This window comes from Komagataeibacter xylinus (assembly GCF_004302915.1).
GTDB lineage: Bacteria > Pseudomonadota > Alphaproteobacteria > Acetobacterales > Acetobacteraceae > Komagataeibacter > Komagataeibacter xylinus_C.
The window spans coordinates 1-18,047 of sequence record NZ_QQBI01000008.1 but is presented as its reverse complement, the minus strand read 5'-3'; the positions used below and the strand labels follow the sequence as shown (position 1 = coordinate 18,047).

At 57.3% G+C, this 18,047-nt stretch carries 17 protein-coding genes, 3 pseudogenes and 1 other annotated feature; of the genes and pseudogenes, 14 read left to right on the top strand and 6 right to left on the bottom strand.

From position 1 onward, the window contains the following. Window positions 1–56: 56 nt before the first annotated feature. Entirely contained in the window at window positions 57–986 is a 930-nt protein-coding gene (locus DV027_RS07015) for a hypothetical protein (RefSeq protein ID WP_130731165.1), read from the bottom strand. Window positions 987–1,304: 318 nt separating this feature from the next. On the opposite strand from DV027_RS07015, the gene DV027_RS07010 reads away from it, so the two are divergent. Beyond that, window positions 1,305–1,916, top strand: a complete 612-nt coding sequence (locus DV027_RS07010; protein WP_242621773.1) for a hypothetical protein — start codon at window positions 1,305–1,307, stop codon at window positions 1,914–1,916. A gap of 149 nt (window positions 1,917–2,065) precedes the next feature. After that, window positions 2,066–2,593 (top strand): hypothetical protein, encoded by a 528-nt coding sequence (locus DV027_RS07005; RefSeq protein ID WP_130731164.1) that lies wholly within the window; start codon window positions 2,066–2,068, stop codon window positions 2,591–2,593. Between the two features lie 72 nt (window positions 2,594–2,665). On the opposite strand, the gene DV027_RS07000 is transcribed toward DV027_RS07005, so the two are convergent. After that, a complete protein-coding gene (locus DV027_RS07000) occupies window positions 2,666–2,848 on the bottom strand; it encodes a hypothetical protein (protein WP_130731163.1) in 183 nt (60 codons plus the stop codon). A 335-nt stretch (window positions 2,849–3,183) separates the two neighbouring features. On the opposite strand from DV027_RS07000, the gene DV027_RS06995 reads away from it, so the two are divergent. Both DV027_RS06995 and DV027_RS06990 read left to right on the top strand, forming a co-directional pair. Beyond that, window positions 3,184–3,735, top strand: coding sequence for a hypothetical protein (locus DV027_RS06995; protein ID WP_130731162.1), 552 nt, complete (start codon window positions 3,184–3,186; stop codon window positions 3,733–3,735). Window positions 3,736–4,005: 270 nt separating this feature from the next. Next, window positions 4,006–5,415 carry a GntT/GntP/DsdX family permease gene (locus DV027_RS06990; protein WP_130731161.1) on the top strand — a complete coding sequence of 470 codons (1,410 nt, stop codon included), beginning with the start codon at window positions 4,006–4,008 and terminating at the stop codon, window positions 5,413–5,415. A gap of 102 nt (window positions 5,416–5,517) precedes the next feature. Here the strand turns inward: DV027_RS06990 and DV027_RS06985 are convergent, their stop codons facing one another. After that, window positions 5,518–8,058: an excinuclease ABC subunit UvrA gene (locus DV027_RS06985; RefSeq protein WP_130731160.1), complete on the bottom strand. Its 2,541-nt coding sequence runs from the start codon at window positions 8,056–8,058 to the stop codon at window positions 5,518–5,520. Between the two features lie 226 nt (window positions 8,059–8,284). On the opposite strand from DV027_RS06985, the gene DV027_RS06980 reads away from it, so the two are divergent. The 3 genes from DV027_RS06980 to DV027_RS06970 all read left to right on the top strand — a co-directional run bounded on the left by DV027_RS06980 (window position 8,285) and on the right by DV027_RS06970 (window position 9,923). Further along, window positions 8,285–8,731, top strand: coding sequence for a hypothetical protein (locus tag DV027_RS06980; protein ID WP_130731159.1), 447 nt, complete (start codon window positions 8,285–8,287; stop codon window positions 8,729–8,731). 214 nt (window positions 8,732–8,945) lie between these two features. After that, window positions 8,946–9,179 carry a DUF2171 domain-containing protein gene (locus tag DV027_RS06975; RefSeq protein WP_130731158.1) on the top strand — a complete coding sequence of 78 codons (234 nt, stop codon included), beginning with the start codon at window positions 8,946–8,948 and terminating at the stop codon, window positions 9,177–9,179. 33 nt (window positions 9,180–9,212) lie between these two features. After that, the gene (locus DV027_RS06970; protein WP_130731157.1) at window positions 9,213–9,923 is read left to right on the top strand and encodes a M15 family metallopeptidase; all 711 of its coding nucleotides are present in this window, start codon (window positions 9,213–9,215) and stop codon (window positions 9,921–9,923) included. Window positions 9,924–10,072: 149 nt separating this feature from the next. Here the strand turns inward: DV027_RS06970 and DV027_RS06965 are convergent, their stop codons facing one another. Beyond that, window positions 10,073–10,399: a hypothetical protein gene (locus DV027_RS06965; RefSeq protein WP_130731156.1), complete on the bottom strand. Its 327-nt coding sequence runs from the start codon at window positions 10,397–10,399 to the stop codon at window positions 10,073–10,075. Between the two features lie 84 nt (window positions 10,400–10,483). Continuing rightward, window positions 10,484–10,807 (bottom strand): helix-turn-helix transcriptional regulator, encoded by a 324-nt coding sequence (locus DV027_RS06960; RefSeq protein ID WP_130731155.1) that lies wholly within the window; start codon window positions 10,805–10,807, stop codon window positions 10,484–10,486. Window positions 10,808–10,926: 119 nt separating this feature from the next. Between DV027_RS06960 and DV027_RS06955 the strand changes: the two genes are divergently transcribed. The 7 genes and pseudogenes from DV027_RS06955 to DV027_RS06920 all read left to right on the top strand — a co-directional run bounded on the left by DV027_RS06955 (window position 10,927) and on the right by DV027_RS06920 (window position 17,460). Continuing rightward, window positions 10,927–11,178: a hypothetical protein gene (locus DV027_RS06955; RefSeq protein WP_130731154.1), complete on the top strand. Its 252-nt coding sequence runs from the start codon at window positions 10,927–10,929 to the stop codon at window positions 11,176–11,178. A gap of 62 nt (window positions 11,179–11,240) precedes the next feature. Continuing rightward, window positions 11,241–11,753, top strand: a complete 513-nt coding sequence (locus DV027_RS06950; protein WP_130731153.1) for a nucleoside deaminase — start codon at window positions 11,241–11,243, stop codon at window positions 11,751–11,753. Window positions 11,754–12,003: 250 nt separating this feature from the next. Next, the gene (locus DV027_RS06940) at window positions 12,004–12,273 is read left to right on the top strand and encodes a hypothetical protein (protein ID WP_242621772.1); all 270 of its coding nucleotides are present in this window, start codon (window positions 12,004–12,006) and stop codon (window positions 12,271–12,273) included. A gap of 371 nt (window positions 12,274–12,644) precedes the next feature. Continuing rightward, window positions 12,645–13,037 (top strand): GtrA family protein, encoded by a 393-nt coding sequence (locus DV027_RS18170; protein ID WP_130731152.1) that lies wholly within the window; start codon window positions 12,645–12,647, stop codon window positions 13,035–13,037. A 662-nt stretch (window positions 13,038–13,699) separates the two neighbouring features. After that, a pseudogene (locus DV027_RS06930) lies at window positions 13,700–14,426 on the top strand (IS5 family transposase). Between the two features lie 185 nt (window positions 14,427–14,611). Beyond that, complete coding sequence (locus DV027_RS06925) at window positions 14,612–16,261, top strand: hypothetical protein (protein WP_130731151.1); 1,650 nt, start codon at window positions 14,612–14,614, stop codon at window positions 16,259–16,261. A 97-nt stretch (window positions 16,262–16,358) separates the two neighbouring features. Then, window positions 16,359–17,460, top strand: a pseudogene (locus DV027_RS06920) (IS3 family transposase). Beyond that, window positions 16,619–16,735 (top strand) — a sequence feature (AL1L pseudoknot). (Overlaps the previous pseudogene by 117 nt.) A 77-nt stretch (window positions 17,461–17,537) precedes the next feature. Here DV027_RS06920 and DV027_RS06915 read toward each other — a convergent pair. Then, window positions 17,538–17,926 (bottom strand): annotated as a pseudogene (locus tag DV027_RS06915) (transposase); the annotation flags it as partial. Window positions 17,927–18,047: the final 121 nt, after the last annotated feature.

Sequence of the window (18,047 nt, the reverse complement as noted above, 5' to 3'; positions counted from 1 at the left end):
TTCAGGTCATGAAAGTTTCCGGGCGCCGCCTTTTTTAGAAGTGTCAGAAGAAATTTTTATTGTTTCTGGTCAGGGATCTGTCCTGTCGCGGCCTGTGGCGTGGCGGTCGCGTTCTTGGCGGGCAGGATGTCATCGCTGCCGCTTGAGCCTGATACGAGCTGCCACTGCCGCCGGTCATCCTGATAGCGCGAGAGGCACATGAGCAGGGCCTGGTATTTTTCCAGCCGGCCCGGATCATTCACCAAGGACAGGCATGCCCCGCGCAGGTCGCTGTCATAGCCGGTCCAGTGCGCGCCGAGCGTGGCCTGGCTTTTCTGCTCGGCGCCGACGCATTCGCCATCCGTATCGAGCATTTCCACATGGGCACGGTCGCAGTTGGCGGCAATATCGTATTGCGGCAGCGCCACCTTGCGCCCGTGCTGGGTGTCATAGGGGTGGTGGGCCAGTTTTTCTATGTCCAGTCCTGGCTGGGTCGGGGGGGCGGCTGCGGCTGGTTGCAGCGGGGGCGGCAGGCTCTCGCCATGGGCCATCGCGTAATGGGCCAGGTCCTCAAGGGCGGGCATGGCACCCTTGAGCGAAAACGAAACGGGATCATGCTCGAAAGGAATGAGCGCGCCGGTGCTGGCGTTTTTGAGCGCATTGATCATGTCGGGCACGGTGTCGGGCTTGAGGTCGCCGCCCGCCGTGTCCCATTTCTGGCCGGTCAGGAAGGTCTGGAGGGCGACGGTGAACTTGCCGATCATCGCCATGGCGGTTTCCACGCCCTTGGGGTTGCGGTACCTGCCATGACGCTGGTGAAAGGCAATGCCCAGCGTGCCGCTGGCCGATCGGTAGAACATCACATCAAGCGTGCCCTGGTGCGATATGATCATGGGCTGCCCGCCGGGGCCGCTATTGGCAAAGATCCAGTCAGGATCGGCGGCGCGAGCCTGTGTTGTGGCGCAAAGGGTTCCGATTGCCAGGATGGCAGCAGGTAACAGGCGCATCCCGGCTTTTTCCTTCCAGATCCATGAAAAAACAGTGTGGGCGAACCGCATGATAACGGCCCCGCGCCCGCAGGCCAATGCCGCGCACGCACGGCGGCCGTGTCCGGGCACGAAAATGAAAATCTTCTTTAGTATTATTATGCGCGCCTGCGTGGCACGCATCGGGCAGGCGGAAAGACATGCTTTGTAGCATGGGTTGGGCAAACCCCTTTCCTTATCCATAATTATGACAATATATGTCAACATCACGCCTGGGTGATGCCGAAACCGTCCACCATTCCGATTCGTCGGTCCTTGTTGCAATGGGATTGTCGCAAAGTGAGCACGAAATTTAAGGTTCTTCTGGGTTGCCTGGCCTGTCTTGCCCTGCCGGGCGGGGCGTGGGCGCAGTCCTATGACAACACGGCGCATGCCATGCCGGTGGCCATGCAGCCGCAGGATGAAAACAGCAGCCCCAGCCCATCGCAGATGCTCGTTGATGAACATGGTGGCGGCTGGGTCGCCATCCATCACACGCCCGATGCCGGGGTGCATACCGACCTGTGCATCGCCGGGTCGGAAAGCGAGATCCTGATGTTCCGCGCCGATGCCGACTCGCTGCAGGTGCGCAGCGCGGATGATCACTGGACCCTGGCCAATGGCGAAAAAGGCGACATGACGGTAACGGTCGGCGCCTATACGCATGTCTTTCACATGCAGGCCAATGACGCCACGACGCTGGCTGCCACCATGCCCGCAGCCGACATGACCAGCCTGCTCGACGCCATGGCCCACCAGCATCTTGCGGTGGTGCGCTTTGGCGACCACCCGCCGCTCAGCGTCAATCTCGCGGGCAGCGTTCCCGTGCTCGACCGCTTTCGCGGCTGTGCTGAAACCCAGCATTTTGCCGATCTCGGCCAGGGTGCGGGGCAGAAATCCTCACCGTTCTGATCGTCTGACCGACCGTCCAGTCGCCGTCCAGCCGCGCATGCATGGCTGCCCGCACGTTGCGTTGTGGTCACAAACCGCGTGTCTATGGCAAAAATGGCCTTGCCGAATGCAAGCCGCAGGCTGATTTCTTGACGGAAGGACGACACGACGTGAGGCGACGTTTTCATCTTGGTGCGCTGGCCGGGCTGGCTCTCATGGCCACCGGCGTGGCGGCCACACCCGCCATGGCCCGCGCGCCCAGGGGGCATGGCGTCCCGCCCGTACCGCCACCCACGCTTGATGTCGCCTCCTTCCAGGCGCAGGCGGCGCAGTATGTGGGCAAGCCCGTGCGTATCGAGGGGTGCACCATTACCTCCGCCAATTCGGGCGGGGCGGACTGCGCCACCTTCCGTATTGCCGACCTGCCGGGCAAGGTGGACTGGAACGGCGCCATACCGCTCGATGGCCCCACGATGGAGGAAGCCTCCTTTCGCAAGGCACAGCAGATCTGTGGGGATACCGGCCAGCACGAGCAGTGCCGTGCCGATGTGACCGGCGTGGTCTATGACCCGTTTGGGGATATGGGCGTGCAGGGCCAGCGCAATTTCGAGCTGCGTCAGGTCCGCATTCACTGGCTGGCGGAACCCGCCCCCAAAAAGGGTGACACCCGCCACCCCATGCGGCAGGCCGCCCGCTGAGCACCCTGGTTCAGCCCGGAAATCGATGCCATTTTTGAAAGACGCCGCCCTGCTGCACCGGGGCGGCGTTTTTTATCCCGCCGCGTGGCCCAGCAGGTGCGAGAGCAGGGTGAACACGCCCCCGCACAGCACGCTGCCCATGACCACCATCGGCACGATCCAGGCCTCGCGGATGAAGGTTGTCACATGCGTCATGGCGCGGCGTGTGGCCGGGCTGCGCGCGGGCGACAGGGATGGATTGAGCATGATTGCCATGGCGTGACGTCCCGGGGCGCTAGGGCCCAAAAAAGCGACTGCGGTGCGTGACCGGTGGCGCGTAATGGAGACACGGCGGCACGCTGTCAAGCATGAAAAACGGCGGCGCTTGGGGCATGCAACCCGGGGGGCTGAAAAACCCCGGTTTTCAGGCCATTTTTCACGCCCGTATGTTTTGCATGCAGGGCGGTCCTGCTGTGCCGGATGGGGCAGGCGGGTCAGCCCGCGCCTCTGGTTCCAGCCTGGGGTGATTCGCGCGGGGACAACTGTCCTGCTGCGGGCCGCAGCTGGCAGCATTGCCAGCACAACAGGGCTGCGCCTGCCTGGAACAGCGTATGGACTGGCTGTTCCTAATGGATGGGGTGACAGGACAGTTCATGCATTTTCATCAATGGATCATGGCAGCGCCCTGCCTGGCTGTTGCGTCGCCGGTTTATGCGCAAACGCCAAGTGAAGAACTGGCCGTGCCCCAGATCAGGGCAGCCCTTGCCAACCCGGACATAAAAAACCTGCTTTCCATTGCAACGCATGAAAAATGCAATTTCCGTATAGAATACAAGAATGGAAACGATCGATCTGATACCTGTAATATATCTTTATATAGTATAAATAACAGAATTTTCGTTAGCACGGAAATATTCGGGAACAACAATACGCAGGTCGTGATATTTGGTTTCTTTTCAGCCGCAGCAAGCGAAAATCATGCGATCGGGCAGAACATCAACGGAATTCAGATTGTGACCAATGGCCAGTCCCATGATGAGAAGGCAACAGGCACCTGCATGCTCTCGCCCGCCACGCAGGAGCTGGTCTGCAACGCCCGGGGCCGCGACAGGATTGGAAAAATTACCGTCCATGAATCCGGCGTCATAAAAAAGTTGAAGTAAAAGCCCCTTTGTTCCGGGCATCATGGCCCACGTAACCTTCCTGCCCGCAGGTGGCGGCCGGGCACATCCTGCCCGTCGGGAGCGTGTTTGCGTGCCCGGTTCGGCCGGTGGCAGGGCCGCGGGCGGTAGCAAGGGTTCCGGCATGGCAGGGGTGGCGGGGGCTGGCTGTGCGGGGCCTCTGTGCAAGGTTGTTGCTTTCTTGCATGGCTGCCCCTTAAAAGGCGCGTTTGGCTGGACGAGACTGGCCTCTCTCACGCACGGGACCGCCCCATGACTCCGCTCGCGCTGATCCTGACCGGCATAGGCTCCATTGCCGTCCTGCTCCTGCTTATCCTCAAACTCCGGCTGCATCCCTTCGTCGCCCTGCTGGTGGTGGCCGTGGCGGTGGCCCTGCTTACCGGCATGCCCGTGGCCAGGCTGGCCGATGCCATTCAGGGTAGCATGGGCCGCATCATGGGCCATATCGCCATTATCGTGGCGTTCGGGGCCATGATCGGGCGCATGGTTGACCTCTCGGGCGGGGCGGCCACCGTGGCGAATGCGCTGGTGCGCCGCGTAGGCTCCGCCCATGTGCCGCTGGCGCTGGTCATTGCCGCTTTTGGCGTGGGCATTCCTGTGTTTTTCGAGGTTGGCGTGATCATGCTCATGCCGCTGGTCTATGGCATGGCGCGGCAGACGGGCCGCGTGCCCGCCGTGTTCGGCATTCCCATGGCCGTGACCATGCTCACCGTCCATGCCCTGCTGCCGCCCCACCCCGGTGCCGTGGCGGTTGCGGCAGCGCTGGGCGTGGGGGCGGGGCACATGCTGCTGCTGGGCCTGCCGCTGGCAGCCGTGGCCACGGTGCTGACCTATGTGCTGACCCGGCCCATCATGGCGCAACCGCTGGGCTGCGCGCCCGATATCCGCGCCGTGGTGGATGAGGCCCGTGCGCCTGCGCAGGGGCAGGATACGGCTGATGACGCGGCGGGTATTTTCATGCAGGCCACCGCGCGCAGCCCGGTGAGCGTAGGCGAGATCCTGGGCGTCATCGCCGTGCCGGTGGTGCTGATGGTGGCGGGCACGCTGGCGGGCGAACTGATGGCCCCGGGGCGGGTGCGCACCCTGCTGGTCTTTGCAGGGATTCCCTTCGTGGCGCTGGGGCTGGACGTATTGCTGTGCGCGTGGCTGCTGGGGCTGCGGCGCGGCATGGCGCTGGCTACCGTGTCTGATGTCGTGGCGGCCGCCCTGCCGGGCACGGCCATCATCATCCTCATTACCGGGGCGGGGGGCGCGTTTGCGCAGGTGCTGGTGGGCAGCGGCGTGGGCGATGCGCTGGGCGGCCTGCTGGCCGCGACCGGCCTGCCGCTGCTGGTGCTGGCCTTCGTGCTGACCATGATCCTGCGCGTAGCCCAGGGGCCGACCACGGTGGCGCTGATGACCACGGCGGGCATCCTTGGCCCCATGATTGGTCGCCTGCACCTTGACCAGACCCATCTGGCGCTGATGGCGCTGGCCATGGGGGCGGGGGGCATGGCGCTGTCGCACGTGAACGATGCGGGGTTCTGGATCGTGACGCGCCTGTGCGGCGTGAGCGTGCGCGAGGGGCTGCGGAGCTGGAGCCTCATGACGCTGGTGGCGTCGCTGCTGGTCTTTGCAGGTGTTGCGGCGCTGTGGGGCGTATTACCCACCTCGGCAGGGTAAAAGATAAAAGTTTTTGGGTGCCGCCTTTTTTCAAATCAAAAAGGCGGCGTTCTTTTCAAAGCCTTTTGAAAAAAGCTTCACCAAAAACTTTTACTCTGCAAATCAGCCGGTCAGCGGCAGGAGGAAGGGCGCGGTAGCGCTGCCTTTCGCACGGGCCACGTCATGCGGCGTGCCCGCAGCCACGATCGTGCCGCCCCCGTCGCCCGCGCCCGGCCCCATGTCGATGATCCAGTCGCTCCTGGCTGCCACCCGCATGTCGTGCTCGGCCACCACCACGGTGTGGCCGCCATCCACCAGTGACTGCAGGTGGGCCTGCAGCCGGTCCACATCGGCAGGGTGCAGGCCAGTGGTGGGTTCATCAAGAATGTAGAGCGTATGGCCCCGGCGCTGCTTGCGCAGCTCGGTGGCAAGCTTGATGCGCTGCGCCTCGCCGCCCGAAAGCTCGGTGGCGGGTTGCCCCAGCCGCAGGTAGCCAAGCCCGCCCTGCTGCAACGTGGCGAGCGTGGCGGACAGGGCCGGGTTGTGGGCAAAGAAGGCAGCGGCGTCATCCACCGTCATGGCCAGCACATCGGCAATGGACTTGCCGCCTATGGTCACTTCCAGCACCTCGGGCCGGTAGCGTGTGCCGTGGCAGGTGGGGCAGGGGGAATACACGCTGGGCAGGAACAGCAGCTCCACCATCACCGAGCCCGCACCCTCGCAGGTGGGGCAGCGGCCTTTTGGCAGATTGAAAGAAAAACGACCCGCGTCATACCCGCGCGATCTGGCCAGGTCGGTCGCGGCATAGATCTGGCGGATGGTGTCGAACAGGCCGGTATAGGTGGCAAGGTTGGAGCGCGGGGTGCGGCCGATGGGTTTCTGGTCGATCATGACCAGCCGGCTGATTTTTTTAACACCTTCCGTAACCTGCCCCTGTGGCGTGCCTTCGGGCATGTCCTCGATGGTGTCGGGGTCTGTCGCATCGGGCAGTTTCTGCCCTAGCGCATGCGCCATGATGGCGGGCAGCGCCTGGCTGACCAGGCTCGACTTGCCCGAGCCTGACAGGCCGGTCACGGTCACGAACGTGCCCAGCGGGATTGCGAGCGTAAGGTCGTGCAGGTTGTTCCACGTAATGCCCGCAAGCTTAAGCCACGCTTTGGCCGGACGCGGCGTACCCGCAATCGGCGCATTGCTGGCAAACAGATAGGGCGCGGTGCGGGAGTTTTTGACCCCCCGCAGGCCCTCGGGCAGGCCGCTATACAGCACCTCGCCCCCGCGCGTGCCCGCATCGGGGCCGACATCGACAATCCAGTCCGCCCGGCGGATGAGGTAGAGGTTATGCTCGACAATGAACAGCGAGTTGCCCGCCCGCTTCAGCCCTTCCAGCGCATCGAGCAGGTTATGGGCATCGGCGGGGTGCAGCCCGCTGGAGGGTTCATCAAGCACGTACACCACGCCAAACAGGCTGGAGCGGATCTGCGTGCCCAGCCGCAGGCGTTGGTACTCGCCGAGGGAGAGCGTGGTAACCGGGCGGTCGGCCTGCAGGTAGCCAAGGCCCAGATGCTCCAGCACCGCAATGCGGCCGAGCAGGTCGTTGGCTATGCGGCGCGCGGCGATGGCGGTGGCATCGCCCGCCTGCGGGGCGTGCTCGGGTGGCTGCGTGCCGTCAGCCAGCGGGGCCAGCGTGCGGGCAATGGTGGCCAGTGGCTGGCGGGTGAGCTGGGCAATGTTCAGCCCCGCGATGGTGACCCGCAGCGCCTCGGGGTTGAGGCGGCCGCCATGGCAGGTGGGGCACGGCGTTGCGGTCAGGAACCGCTCGGCCCGCCTGCGCATGTTGGCGCTCTGCGATGTGGCAAAGGTGTGCAGCACATAGCGCCGCGCGCCGGTAAAGGTGCCGTTATAGGCAGGGGGCACGTGGTCGCGTATCGCGCGCTGCACGGCTGCATGGTCGAGGCCGGGATAGACGGGGTAGGTGGGTGTTTCCTCGGTGTAGAGGATCCAGTTGCGGGTTTTTTCCGGCAGGTCGCGCCAGGGGCAGTCCACGTCCACGCCCTTGGTGATCAGGATATCGCGCAGGTTCTGTCCCTGCCACGCGGTGGGCCATGCCGCGACCGCGCGCTCGCGGATGGAGAGGCCGTCATCAGGCACCAGCAGGTCGGTGGTCGTGTCCATGATGCGGCCCTGGCCGTGGCATTGCGGGCACGCGCCTTCGGGCGTGTTGGTGGAAAACGATTCCGCCTCCAGCCGCTGCATCCCCGCCGGGTAATGCCCCGCGCGGGAATAGAGCATGCGCAGCAGGTTCGACAGCGTGGTGATGCTGCCCACGGTGGAGCGCCCGGTGCCCGTGCCGCGCTGCTGCTGGAGTGCGATGGCAGGCGGCAGCCCCTCGATGGATGTGACATCGGGCACCGGCATCTGCCGGAACAGCCGACGCGCGTAGGGCGAGACCGATTCAAGGTAGCGCCGCTGTGCCTCCGCATACAGCGTGCCGAAGGCCAGCGAGGACTTGCCCGACCCTGAAACCCCGGTGAACACGACCAGCCGGTCACGCGGAATGTCCACGCTGACATCCTTGAGGTTGTGCTCGCGCGCGCCGCGCACATGCACGAAGTCGGGCCGTGTGGACGGGTCAGCCGCAGGAGCGGGAACGGGGCGCTGTGACATGGGAGAACGGGCCTTTGATGCAGTGGGCGGCCACGGGGCCGCAGGGTGCCCTGTTATAACCCGGCTGGCCGGGTCTGTGCGCCCCCTCTGTCATGCCTGTATATTATCACCCATGACATAATTGCTGATGGCAACTGCATCCCGCCCCCGGCTTGACCGATGCAGGCGGGCAGCGCATCACAATAAAAACAAGCTATGGCAATATGAGTGATCAGGCGGTGGAAGCATGAAACGAGTCATTATACTGGGCGTGTCGCTCTGCCTGTATTCCGGGCTGGCGCATGCGGCGGGCGGCGCTGCCGTCATCGCCGAGGCCGAGCGCCATGTGGCCGCTACCCTGCCCGACCCGCATGCCGTGACCTTCCGCAATGCCACGGTGCATGCCGTGGATGGCGCATCGGTGGTGTGCGGCGAAATGGCGGAGCACAATCCGCCCGCCGATGGGGTGTACAAGAAATTCGGCTATGTGCAGGGACAGGATGACCCGGTGATCTTCAGCGGGCGCCCGGTGCCGGCAAAGATCCAGTTCAATGAAGTCAATTCCTGGCTCAATGACAGCATCAAGCTCGAAGATCTTGAGGAAATGGGCTGCGTGCCAAAAGGCACCTATCACCATTACAACGAGCAGCTCAATCAGGTCATGGCCCAGCGCAGCCAGTTTGGCGTGAACTAGGCCAGGACAACTTCGGCCCATGCCGGGCGTTGAATTCGCAAATGCGCCCCTGGGTGCCTGTGCCAGGTGTAACGGGCATGGGGAAGAAGCCGGAGCGGTTGCCGTAAAGGCTCCGGCGCACGGAAGGCGGCCGACAGGGCCCGCCATGTGAAGAGACAGGGCATGGGGCGGCACCCAGGTGCCAGCCCGCATGCCCGGCAAGGAAAGGGAATTCATGACGGATTTAACGCAGGCCATGCTGGGCCAGGACGTGATCGCTGCGGGCTCGGGCCGCATGGGCACGCTCACGGCCGTCAATACGGATGGCACGATTCAGGTTACCGTTGATGGTCCGGCAGAAAGTGCCTTTACCATTCCCGCCGCATGGGTGCAGTCTGCCGATAACGGCAAGATCCTGCTCAGCCATACGGTGGAAGATGTACAGGCCTACACGCCCCCAACAAACTGAAGGGCCTGCGCTGCCCCTGATCGGGGTGCGGTAATGCCTGCATCCATAAGCCCGCCCGGCCCCGTGCTGGAGGCTGACGACCTGTTTCGCGTGCCCGCGCGCCTTGCGCCCGGTGCATTGCAGGCTCTGGCCGGGCAGGCGGTCATGCCCGCCTTTGCGCCAGCACCCAGGGCTGCGGACCTTGTTGACATAACAAGGGTTGATCCGGCGATTGCGCTGGATATCCGCTATGCCTGCAGCCGGAATTTTCTGGGCTTTCCGGTTTATCCGGCCGTGCGGGCGTTTTTGCAGCGCCCGGCGGCGCTGGCCCTGTCACACGCGCGCAGGCTGGCCGGGCAGCATGGTTATGGCCTGCTGGTGTATGATGCATATCGGCCCTGGCATGTCACGGCGCTGTTCCGCGCTGCCGTGCCGGAGGCCCTGCATGAATTTGTGGGGGATCCGGCCACCGGGTCACGCCATAACCGGGGCTGCGCGGTTGACCTGACCCTGTGGGATCTGGCAACGCGCTGTGTTGTGCCTATGCCATCGGGCTTTGATGAAATGACGCCCCGCGCCCATGTTGATTATGCCGGTGGTGATGCCACGGCACGGCAGCGGCGTGACCTGCTTGCACGGATCATGCAGGCGAGTGGCTTCCTGCCCCTGGCGGAGGAATGGTGGCATTTCGACTTTAGGGACTGGGCGGAATACCCGGTGCTTGATCTGTCGTTTGATGCGGTGGCGCGGGCTGAAAGGAAGTAAAAGTTTTTGGGTTCTGCCTTTTTTCAAAAAATGCGTTCTTTACGAAGCTTTTTGAAAAAATATTCACCAAAAACTTTTGACTTTATGGAAATGAAAATACCACCTTATTTATAATAAGATGGTATTATTTAAAATTATTCTAGAAAATATCAGTCATCATGCAGGGTGCGGTCGATCGTGCGGCCTGCCTTTTCACCGGGGCCTTTGGGCGGGTCGAAGGTATCCTGCATCTTGTCGCCAAAATGATCGATTTTCTCGCCCGCTGTCTCATGGTGGCGCTTGCATCCACTCAGTCCCGTGCCTGCTACCATCAGGGCCAGGCCAAGGGCGGCTACGGAGCGCAGGCGCCGCCGGGCAGCAGGCGCGCCAGATGCGGTGGGGGCCGGCGCGCAGTGGCGCAGGGCAATGCGGAACTGGAGGCGGGCTGGCTCCGTGCTGGAGGGGGTCTGCGTGCGGTTGCGTAAGGCGCTATCCATGCCCGGTATCCTGTTGCGATGTCATTGCATCCTTAAGTGAGTGATTGCCGCTTCGGTTCCAGCATCACGGGAATGTGAGCGCCGTTAGCTGAACATGGCCCGGCATTCCGGGCACAGCCGCAGGAAGCGGCCATCGGCTACAAAGGCGGTGTCGCAGTTCAGGCAGGTGCGGCGCACCTGGTCGGGGCGGTCCATCGGTATGGCATGGCGGATGCGGTGGCGGCGCAGATGGGCCTCAAGGGTCTTGATGTTCATGTTCAGCCTGCGGGCGGTCTCGCGCGTGGAGCAGCCCTGTGCCCGCAGGGCGGCCACGCGCGGGGCAAGGCTGGGCCAGTCAACACGCGGCGGGCGCGTGCGGCGTGGCGGGGCAGGGGAGGGTGCCGTGGTGATGTTGTGCATATTTTTCATACGCACAGTATGTGCTGAAAAAACACACATACAGCAAGAACTTTATGAGAACATTTAGGTCCGCATCGCCGCCTTCCATCCATTTGTGTATCTTATTCACACACATGGAACGAAAACAGATGCAAAATTCCTATCTGCCCGCTGGGTGCACGCAGGCTAATATCGATGCCCGATTCGCACCCGATGAGCCCGCATGGGTCGCCCGCTACACCACCCAGTTGGCCCACCAGCTTGAGCGGATTGCCGCCATGCGGGCCGAACTCGCCGCCACCCGGTTTGATGGCGCATATGACAGCACCGACATCGTGGGCTACCTTGATGACGAGATGCAGACGCTGCGCCAGCACATGGCGCACCCCCTGCCGGAATAGGCCGGCGGGGGCCGAACCCGGCCAGCCGGGCAAGGCGCATTCTGCATGATGAAGGATTTGCCATGACCGACCTGCCGCCCGATCTCGATCACGCGCATTTTTTGCGTCGTGCCTTTGCGGTGGCCGAGCAGGCACGGCAGGGGGGTGACCATCCTTTTGGCTGCATTCTGGTCGATGCGCAGGGGCAGGTGGTGCTGGAACAGGGCAATGGCTACACCGCCGAAGGGGGTGACATGACCGCCCATGCCGAGCGCCTGCTGGCCACCCGGGCCTCGAAGCGCTTCCCGCCTGCCGTGCTGGCGTCGCACACCATGTACACATCAGCCGAACCGTGTGCGATGTGTGCGGGTGCGGTGTACTGGAGCGGCATTGGCCGTGTGGTTTTTGGCCAGAGCGAGCACAGCCTGAAGGAAATGACGGGCAACCACCCCGAGAACCCGACTCTCGACCTGCCCTGCCGCACGGTGTTTGCCGCAGGCCAGCGCCCGGTGGAGGTGATCGGCCCGCTGCTTGAAGCCGAGGCCGCGGCCCTGCAGCAGGCCTTCTGGAATGAAAGCAAGGCCACCCGATCATAAAGGGTTTTGGTGAAGCCTTTTTGAGGGCCTGCTGGGAATTGGTTTTTTTAAAACCTCTTGATATGCGTTAAAATCTGGATGGATCGCTTTGCGCTGACGGATGCCCAATGGGCGAAGATGGAACCGCTGCGCCTTGGAAAGAAGATGGATTGCGGGCGCAGCGACAAGACAGGTCATTCCATGAGAGCCGTTCCGGCATGATCGCGGCCATGACCCTGCAGGCAAGACTTACGCCGGGGGTCAGGAGAAAATGAACAACCAGAACAGGGGAGATCGGGCGATGTCGGTACGCCCGGAAATCACTCTGCGGGTCCTGGAGGGGAGGCGCCTATGTCTTGCACCTATTATCATGGCTAGGATCATCGCTGGGCCAATCAGCCAGATTGCTGTGGCTATGGAGGCTTATGTGAAGCGTCTGAATGCTCCAAATGGTACAGTCATCTGCACGATATCCGCCCTGACCGTCATGATGGCAGGTATATTGCCCGAATTGCAGAATGATCGCGATGTCCGGCAATGAAAGCGTATTTCATTTTGCATCCCTGCCGGTATCGCCTGATGTCATCTTCGCGAATTGCCGCTTCCACGCAAACAGCGCGTGTGTGCTGACCCAAGCCGCTGCGAAACTTCCGCTACCGAAGGTTCCCGTTTGGTAATCTGCGCCATTGCGTTTCGCTTGAACGCATGACTGAAATTGGACTTCCCCATCAACGTTTTCTGTTCTCATTTTCAGGAGTCTGGGCGTCTAGAAATCTGGAGGTTATTCAGCCCAAACATCTCGATTGAAATTCGCTTTGACCTTCTTATCTATGTAATCCCTAGAGTATTTTTTAATTCTCTAATTTAATATATAATGTAGAAATTATTAATTTTTTTTGAAAGATGAATTAAATGAAAAATTTTGGAAATAGTGTAGATCATTTATTTCGTTTTTTATTAGTGGGTGGCATTTCAACAATAGTTAATTATGTAGTTTTCCTTATTTTGTTCGAGAAATGTGGGCAGCAATATCAAGTGGCTTCAGTATGCGGTTTTTTGACTGGGGTTGCAGTTGGGTTTCCATTAAACAAAAAATGGACATATAAAGTTAATTTTAATAATAAATCATGTTATTTTTGTAGGTATGGAATTATTTACTTTATATCTTTACTTGTTAATTTGTATGTGCTAAAATTTTTAGTAAAAAACATAGGTATAGACGCACGAATAGCAAATTGTATTTCTATAATTGTGACAACTATAATCAATTTCATTGGTACAAAATTTTGGGCATTCAGGGTTTAAAAGGAGTTTATTTTAAAAATAATTAATATATTCTGGATACAGGACTTTTTATATCTTCCAGAAGATAACAATCGCTGCGAGCCAGGCGGCTGAGAAAAGTATGTGGGTGCTGCGATCATAATATGCTGTGATACGATGCCAGTCTCTGATGTTCTTGAAGAGGTTCTCGGCCCCGTGTCGCTGCTCACAAAGATGCCGGTCGTAAGTCAAATTCCTCCTTCTTATTTTTATTGAAGAGATACAAATCGTAATACCGCGTAGCAAGGTAAGCATCTGCCCAGAACCATGGGCACCGCTCAGGTGGCTTGTGGACTGCACCCTTTGCTTCCATCAATATCACTACGCCACAATCTTATCTGACATCCCGCTAGGATCTGTTAAACCTTGATGTAGTCTGCTGCTGTAGCAGCGATAAGGATGATGGGGAGGAAGGATGCAGCTGTTTTCTCATATCGGGTATGACAGTCCACCATTCCTTGAGCCGTGTCGACAGGGTTTCGACCATATGCCGGTTTATCATAAACAGCTATGGCCTAACCGGATCTTAGGTCGCGAACTCATAAAAATTGTTGGTGTTTAGCGGCTCGCGCGATTGAAGGCTTCGGACTGAGAGAGCCTTGATGACGCGCTGCCGCTACGAACTCGCTGACCGCGAATAGTCGATCTTGCCGCCATCGCTGCCCAACAAGCCGCGTAGCGTTCGTTCCCCGCGTCGATGAGCGCCGTGTGCTGAATGGCATTCTTTGGTGCTTTCGGGCAGGTTTGACCTGGGCGGAAATCCCCGAATGTTGTGGGCCGCCGACCACCAGCTACAACCGTTTCGTCCGTTGGCGAAAAGCACGCGTCTGGGATCGATCGGCTTCGTGAAGCCGTTTTAGACGCTTATGATGGTGACATCATCATGATCGATTCAACCTGTGTTCGCGTTCATCAGCACGCGGCTATGAGAAAAAAGGGATGGAAATGATCGCGGCATGGGATGTTTCCTCGGCGGCCTCACCAGCAAGATCCATGTTCTCGTCAACGCAGGAAACCGTCCCGGTAGTCTTCTCCTGATAGGTAGCCAAGTCGCCGGTTGCATCGAGGCTGATGCGCTGACCGATAGCCTAAGATAGGGAGGCATCCTGCTGGCCGACAGGGAATATGACAGCAATGCCAGTCGCACCAAGGCAGCGGCCCCAAAGGCTTGGGCCAACATCCCGTCAAAGACCAATCGCTAGGGAAGCTTTGCCTTCTCACGCTGGGTCTGTCCGCAAGGAGCCTCGTGGAACGCTTCTTCAACAGGATCAGACAGTCCCCGAGGCATCGCTACCCGATACGACAAGCGTCCCGAAAACCATCTCGCCGTTGTAAAGCGTCGCAGCGAGAAGCTGGTGCCGGTGTTTATGAGCTGACGCTCTGGGGTCATTCAAATGCTAACTTGGCATATCTTATGGATGTTGCAGTGTTTTTCGGCTATGTTCGCATCATGTAAGGCCAATCCATGTCAATATTCACTCCATCTTTTTTTTGAAAGCTGGTGAATTACAACATGATGGTATCATTAAAAAATTACAGATTAGGATATGGTGCAGATGGAATTTATAGATAAATATTTCAAAAACAAAAAGTTATTTAAATTAACTGTGTTGATAATATGGATAATTATTACATGTTGTGCGATTAATTACCATTCTATGTGGCGAGATGAAGTTAGAAATTTCATGATTGCCATTAATGCAACAAATAGCATACATATTATTGGTAATGCTCACCCTGCCGTATCATATTTGATTCAAAAGTTAGGATATTTAATTTTTCACACTTATAAAGTGCTTCCAGTATCATCGTTTATTATATCTTTTTTGGCAGTTTTTCTCGTTTTGTTTTTTTCACCATTTGGAATTATTACAAATATAGCGTTTATTTTTGGTTACTTTTCTTTGTATGAATATACAGTCATGGCAAGAAATTATGGAATAAGTATGTTGCTAATGATTGTTTTAGCAATGGTATTTTCCTCAGAAAATTATCGCTATAAATTAACTGGACCTACACTTTTTTTGCTAGCAAATACAAATGTGCATTCTGCAATTATTTCAATTTTATTTTCTTTCATGTGGCCTTTGTGTGTATGGAGGGAAAATAGATGGTCCTTTAATGAAAATGTTCGTAAAATTTTACCCGCAGCCTCTATGGGTTGTGCTGGATTTATTGCTTGTGTGTTAACCATCTATCCTCCCCGGTATGATGATCTCGCTGCACAACCATCAATAAGCAATATAAAGTATTATTCAAAAATAAATTTTCTGGATGGAATAACACTTTCTCCTTTTGAGGGATGTTTTTATAATATATTTGGAAATGGCTACATTTCGCATAAAATTTTTATATTATTAAATTATATTTCTATAATTTCTGTTTTTTCATGTATTTTTTCGCTTTGGGGAGATGTATTGCTATTTTCTGTTGCGTTCGTAACTCATATTGCGTTTGTTTCTTTTTTCACAATAGTTTATTTTGGGGGATATCGTCATCAATCATTATGGATCGTCTTTATTTTTTCTATTTTTTGGATTTATCGAAAAAACAACAAGAATACAATAAATTATTTGAATAAATTTGGGGTATTTTCTCTTTTATTTATGCTTTTTGTGCAAATTTTACCGTCTGTAAGTTTGGAGTTTCATGAAATCCAGACGCCAAATTCTAGGGCTAGAGAATTTGCCAAATTGGTTATAAATACGCCTGACTTGTCAGATGCTACAATTATAGCGTCAGATGACGCTATAATTGAAAGCATGCCTTATTATATAAATAATGGCCTTTACAGCATGATGCAAAGAAAATTTGATCGTGTTGTTCCGTATAGCAGTAACGGACGTCTAAATTATTCTATGGAAGATATTATTGAAGAATCAAAAAGGAATTCAATTTGCACGCATACTCCTTCTATAGTTCTCATTATAAATGACTATAGTCCAAACGAAAAAATAATTTCTAATATAATGGATAATGTTCAAGATGTTAACTATAGAAAATATTCATACGGGTATGCTGTATTTACTTTTTCAGAAGAGCAAAAGCGGGAGTTGAAAGCTCAGTCAACAGAAATCGCTCGTTATCCCAACGGTTATCTGGAACAAGGTTTTATCGCCTATCGGTTGAACATACCTGATTACGATGTATCTAACACGATAGATTGTCATGGCCACCAACTGAGTGATATTCCTCCCTTGCCCTGAATGAAGGGCAAGAACCGCTCGACATTCAGGGTGAACAGCCCGGGTTTACCGAAGAGTAAAACTCTCGGAGGATGGACCCTATGGTAGAAAGCAGAAGATATCGCGTTATTCGCCTGAGTTCCGTGAGCGCGCCGTGCGCTTTCTGGAATAATATCGATCGGATTACCCGAGCCTTTCGGCGACCTGTCGCGAGATTTGTGGCAACCTTGGCGACAGCCTGCACGACTGGTGGAAGCAGGCCCGTCGGGATGCGGGTGCGCAACCGGGACCGACCACGGCCGAGACGGCACGGATCAGGGCGTTGGAGCGTGAGGTCCGTGAACTGCGTCAGGCCAATGAGATCCTCAAGAAGGCCTCGGCTTATTTTTCTCAGGTAGCGCTCGACCGCCCGTTTCGCAAATGATCGCGTTTATTGAAGCCTACCGTGCCGATTACGGGGTCGCGCCAATCTGTCGCGTTCTACCGATTGCCCCGTCCACGTTTTATCATCAGGGGGCCGTGGCGAGAGACCCAGCCAAGGCTAGCACACGTGCCCGGCGCGATAGGGAACTGATGGCGCATATCCGTCGGATCTGGCAGGAGAACCGTGCTGTTTACGGTGCGCGCGAGGTTTGGCGCAACCTGCGGCGTGAAGGGCGGCAGGTGGCGCGCTCCTGTCCCGATGACAGGGTCAACCGGCAGTTCCGGGCCGAGGTCCCAACCAGCTATGGGTCTCGGACTTCACCTATGTCCAGACCGGGAATGACATGGTCTATATGGCGTTCGTCACTGACGGGTTTGCTCGCAGGATCGTGGGCTGGAAAGTCTCGACTTCCATGACCACCCCGTTCGTGCCCGACTCCCTTGAACAGGCCATCTGGCAATGAAAGCCCGCAGGAAACAAGGCGCTGATCCATCATTCGGACCGTGGACCACAAGACCTGTCGATCCGATACACCGAACGCCTGGCGCTGGCTGACATCGACGCCTCGGTCAGTGACAGCTACGACAATGCACTGGCGGAGACGATCAACGGTTTATACAAGGCCGAGGTTATCCATCATCTGGGGCCATGGAAATCTATGGCGCAGGTCGAATGGGAAACCCTCAGATGGGTGGACTGGTATAATAATTGACGCCTGCTAGCACCAATCGGCTACAGGCCTCCCGCCGAAGCCGAACGGGTTTTCTATGCAGATCACAGGGCAGGCTTGATATAGCAGCCTCCTGATGGGCGCAAACAATGGTTGAATTGAACATCTCCACAAAAAGAAAATCCTGAATGTCGATCGGTTCTGGCAGGCTTCTCGCTGGTATATCCCTGATTGACATAAGCCAGTTCAACGCTCTCGTCCGTCGCATCCTGAACAGCGGCCACAAGACGTCCCATCTCGGCGCGATTATCCCGACTGGCTGGTGTGACATGCAGGGCCAGCAGGTGCCCCAGCGCGTCAAAACAGCCTGCCTCCATTCGGCAACGGAATTGCTGGTAGACCGCCGACCACGGTGGAAGGTCATTCGGCATGGCGCGCCAGATAATTCCGTAGAAAATCATGGAGCGCAACCCATTGAACCGTTCGCGCAATGCAGGAGGCCGTTGTTCCGCATCTTCACGCATCACGGGATACGCAGAGACCATTCTTCGTCTGATATATCAGAGAGATATGGTTTACGTGCAGGTGTCATCCCTCATTACAGCACCAATCACGCACGAAAGTACATAACACCCTCTAGGGCCTGTTAGGCCTTGATATATTCTGCTGTAGCCGCGATGAGGATGACGGAGAGGAAGGATGCCGCGGTTTTC

Excerpts from the sequence above, each read along its gene's own strand:
- DV027_RS06925 (WP_130731151.1), top strand. The coding sequence starts at position 14,612 with ATGGAATTTATAGATAAATATTTCAAAAACAAAAAGTTATTTAAATTA.
- DV027_RS06955 (WP_130731154.1), top strand. The coding sequence starts at position 10,927 with ATGCAAAATTCCTATCTGCCCGCTGGGTGCACGCAGGCTAATATCGAT.
- DV027_RS06970 (WP_130731157.1), top strand. The coding sequence starts at position 9,213 with ATGCCTGCATCCATAAGCCCGCCCGGCCCCGTGCTGGAGGCTGACGAC.
- DV027_RS06985 (WP_130731160.1), bottom strand. The coding sequence starts at position 8,058 with ATGTCACAGCGCCCCGTTCCCGCTCCTGCGGCTGACCCGTCCACACGG.
- DV027_RS06980 (WP_130731159.1), top strand. The coding sequence starts at position 8,285 with ATGAAACGAGTCATTATACTGGGCGTGTCGCTCTGCCTGTATTCCGGG.
- DV027_RS06940 (WP_242621772.1), top strand. The coding sequence starts at position 12,004 with ATGAACAACCAGAACAGGGGAGATCGGGCGATGTCGGTACGCCCGGAA.
- DV027_RS06960 (WP_130731155.1), bottom strand. The coding sequence starts at position 10,807 with ATGAAAAATATGCACAACATCACCACGGCACCCTCCCCTGCCCCGCCA.
- DV027_RS06950 (WP_130731153.1), top strand. The coding sequence starts at position 11,241 with ATGACCGACCTGCCGCCCGATCTCGATCACGCGCATTTTTTGCGTCGT.
- DV027_RS06965 (WP_130731156.1), bottom strand. The coding sequence starts at position 10,399 with ATGGATAGCGCCTTACGCAACCGCACGCAGACCCCCTCCAGCACGGAG.
- DV027_RS18170 (WP_130731152.1), top strand. The coding sequence starts at position 12,645 with ATGAAAAATTTTGGAAATAGTGTAGATCATTTATTTCGTTTTTTATTA.
- DV027_RS06995 (WP_130731162.1), top strand. The coding sequence starts at position 3,184 with ATGGACTGGCTGTTCCTAATGGATGGGGTGACAGGACAGTTCATGCAT.
- DV027_RS06990 (WP_130731161.1), top strand. The coding sequence starts at position 4,006 with ATGACTCCGCTCGCGCTGATCCTGACCGGCATAGGCTCCATTGCCGTC.
- DV027_RS07000 (WP_130731163.1), bottom strand. The coding sequence starts at position 2,848 with ATGGCAATCATGCTCAATCCATCCCTGTCGCCCGCGCGCAGCCCGGCC.
- DV027_RS07015 (WP_130731165.1), bottom strand. The coding sequence starts at position 986 with ATGCGCCTGTTACCTGCTGCCATCCTGGCAATCGGAACCCTTTGCGCC.
- DV027_RS06975 (WP_130731158.1), top strand. The coding sequence starts at position 8,946 with ATGACGGATTTAACGCAGGCCATGCTGGGCCAGGACGTGATCGCTGCG.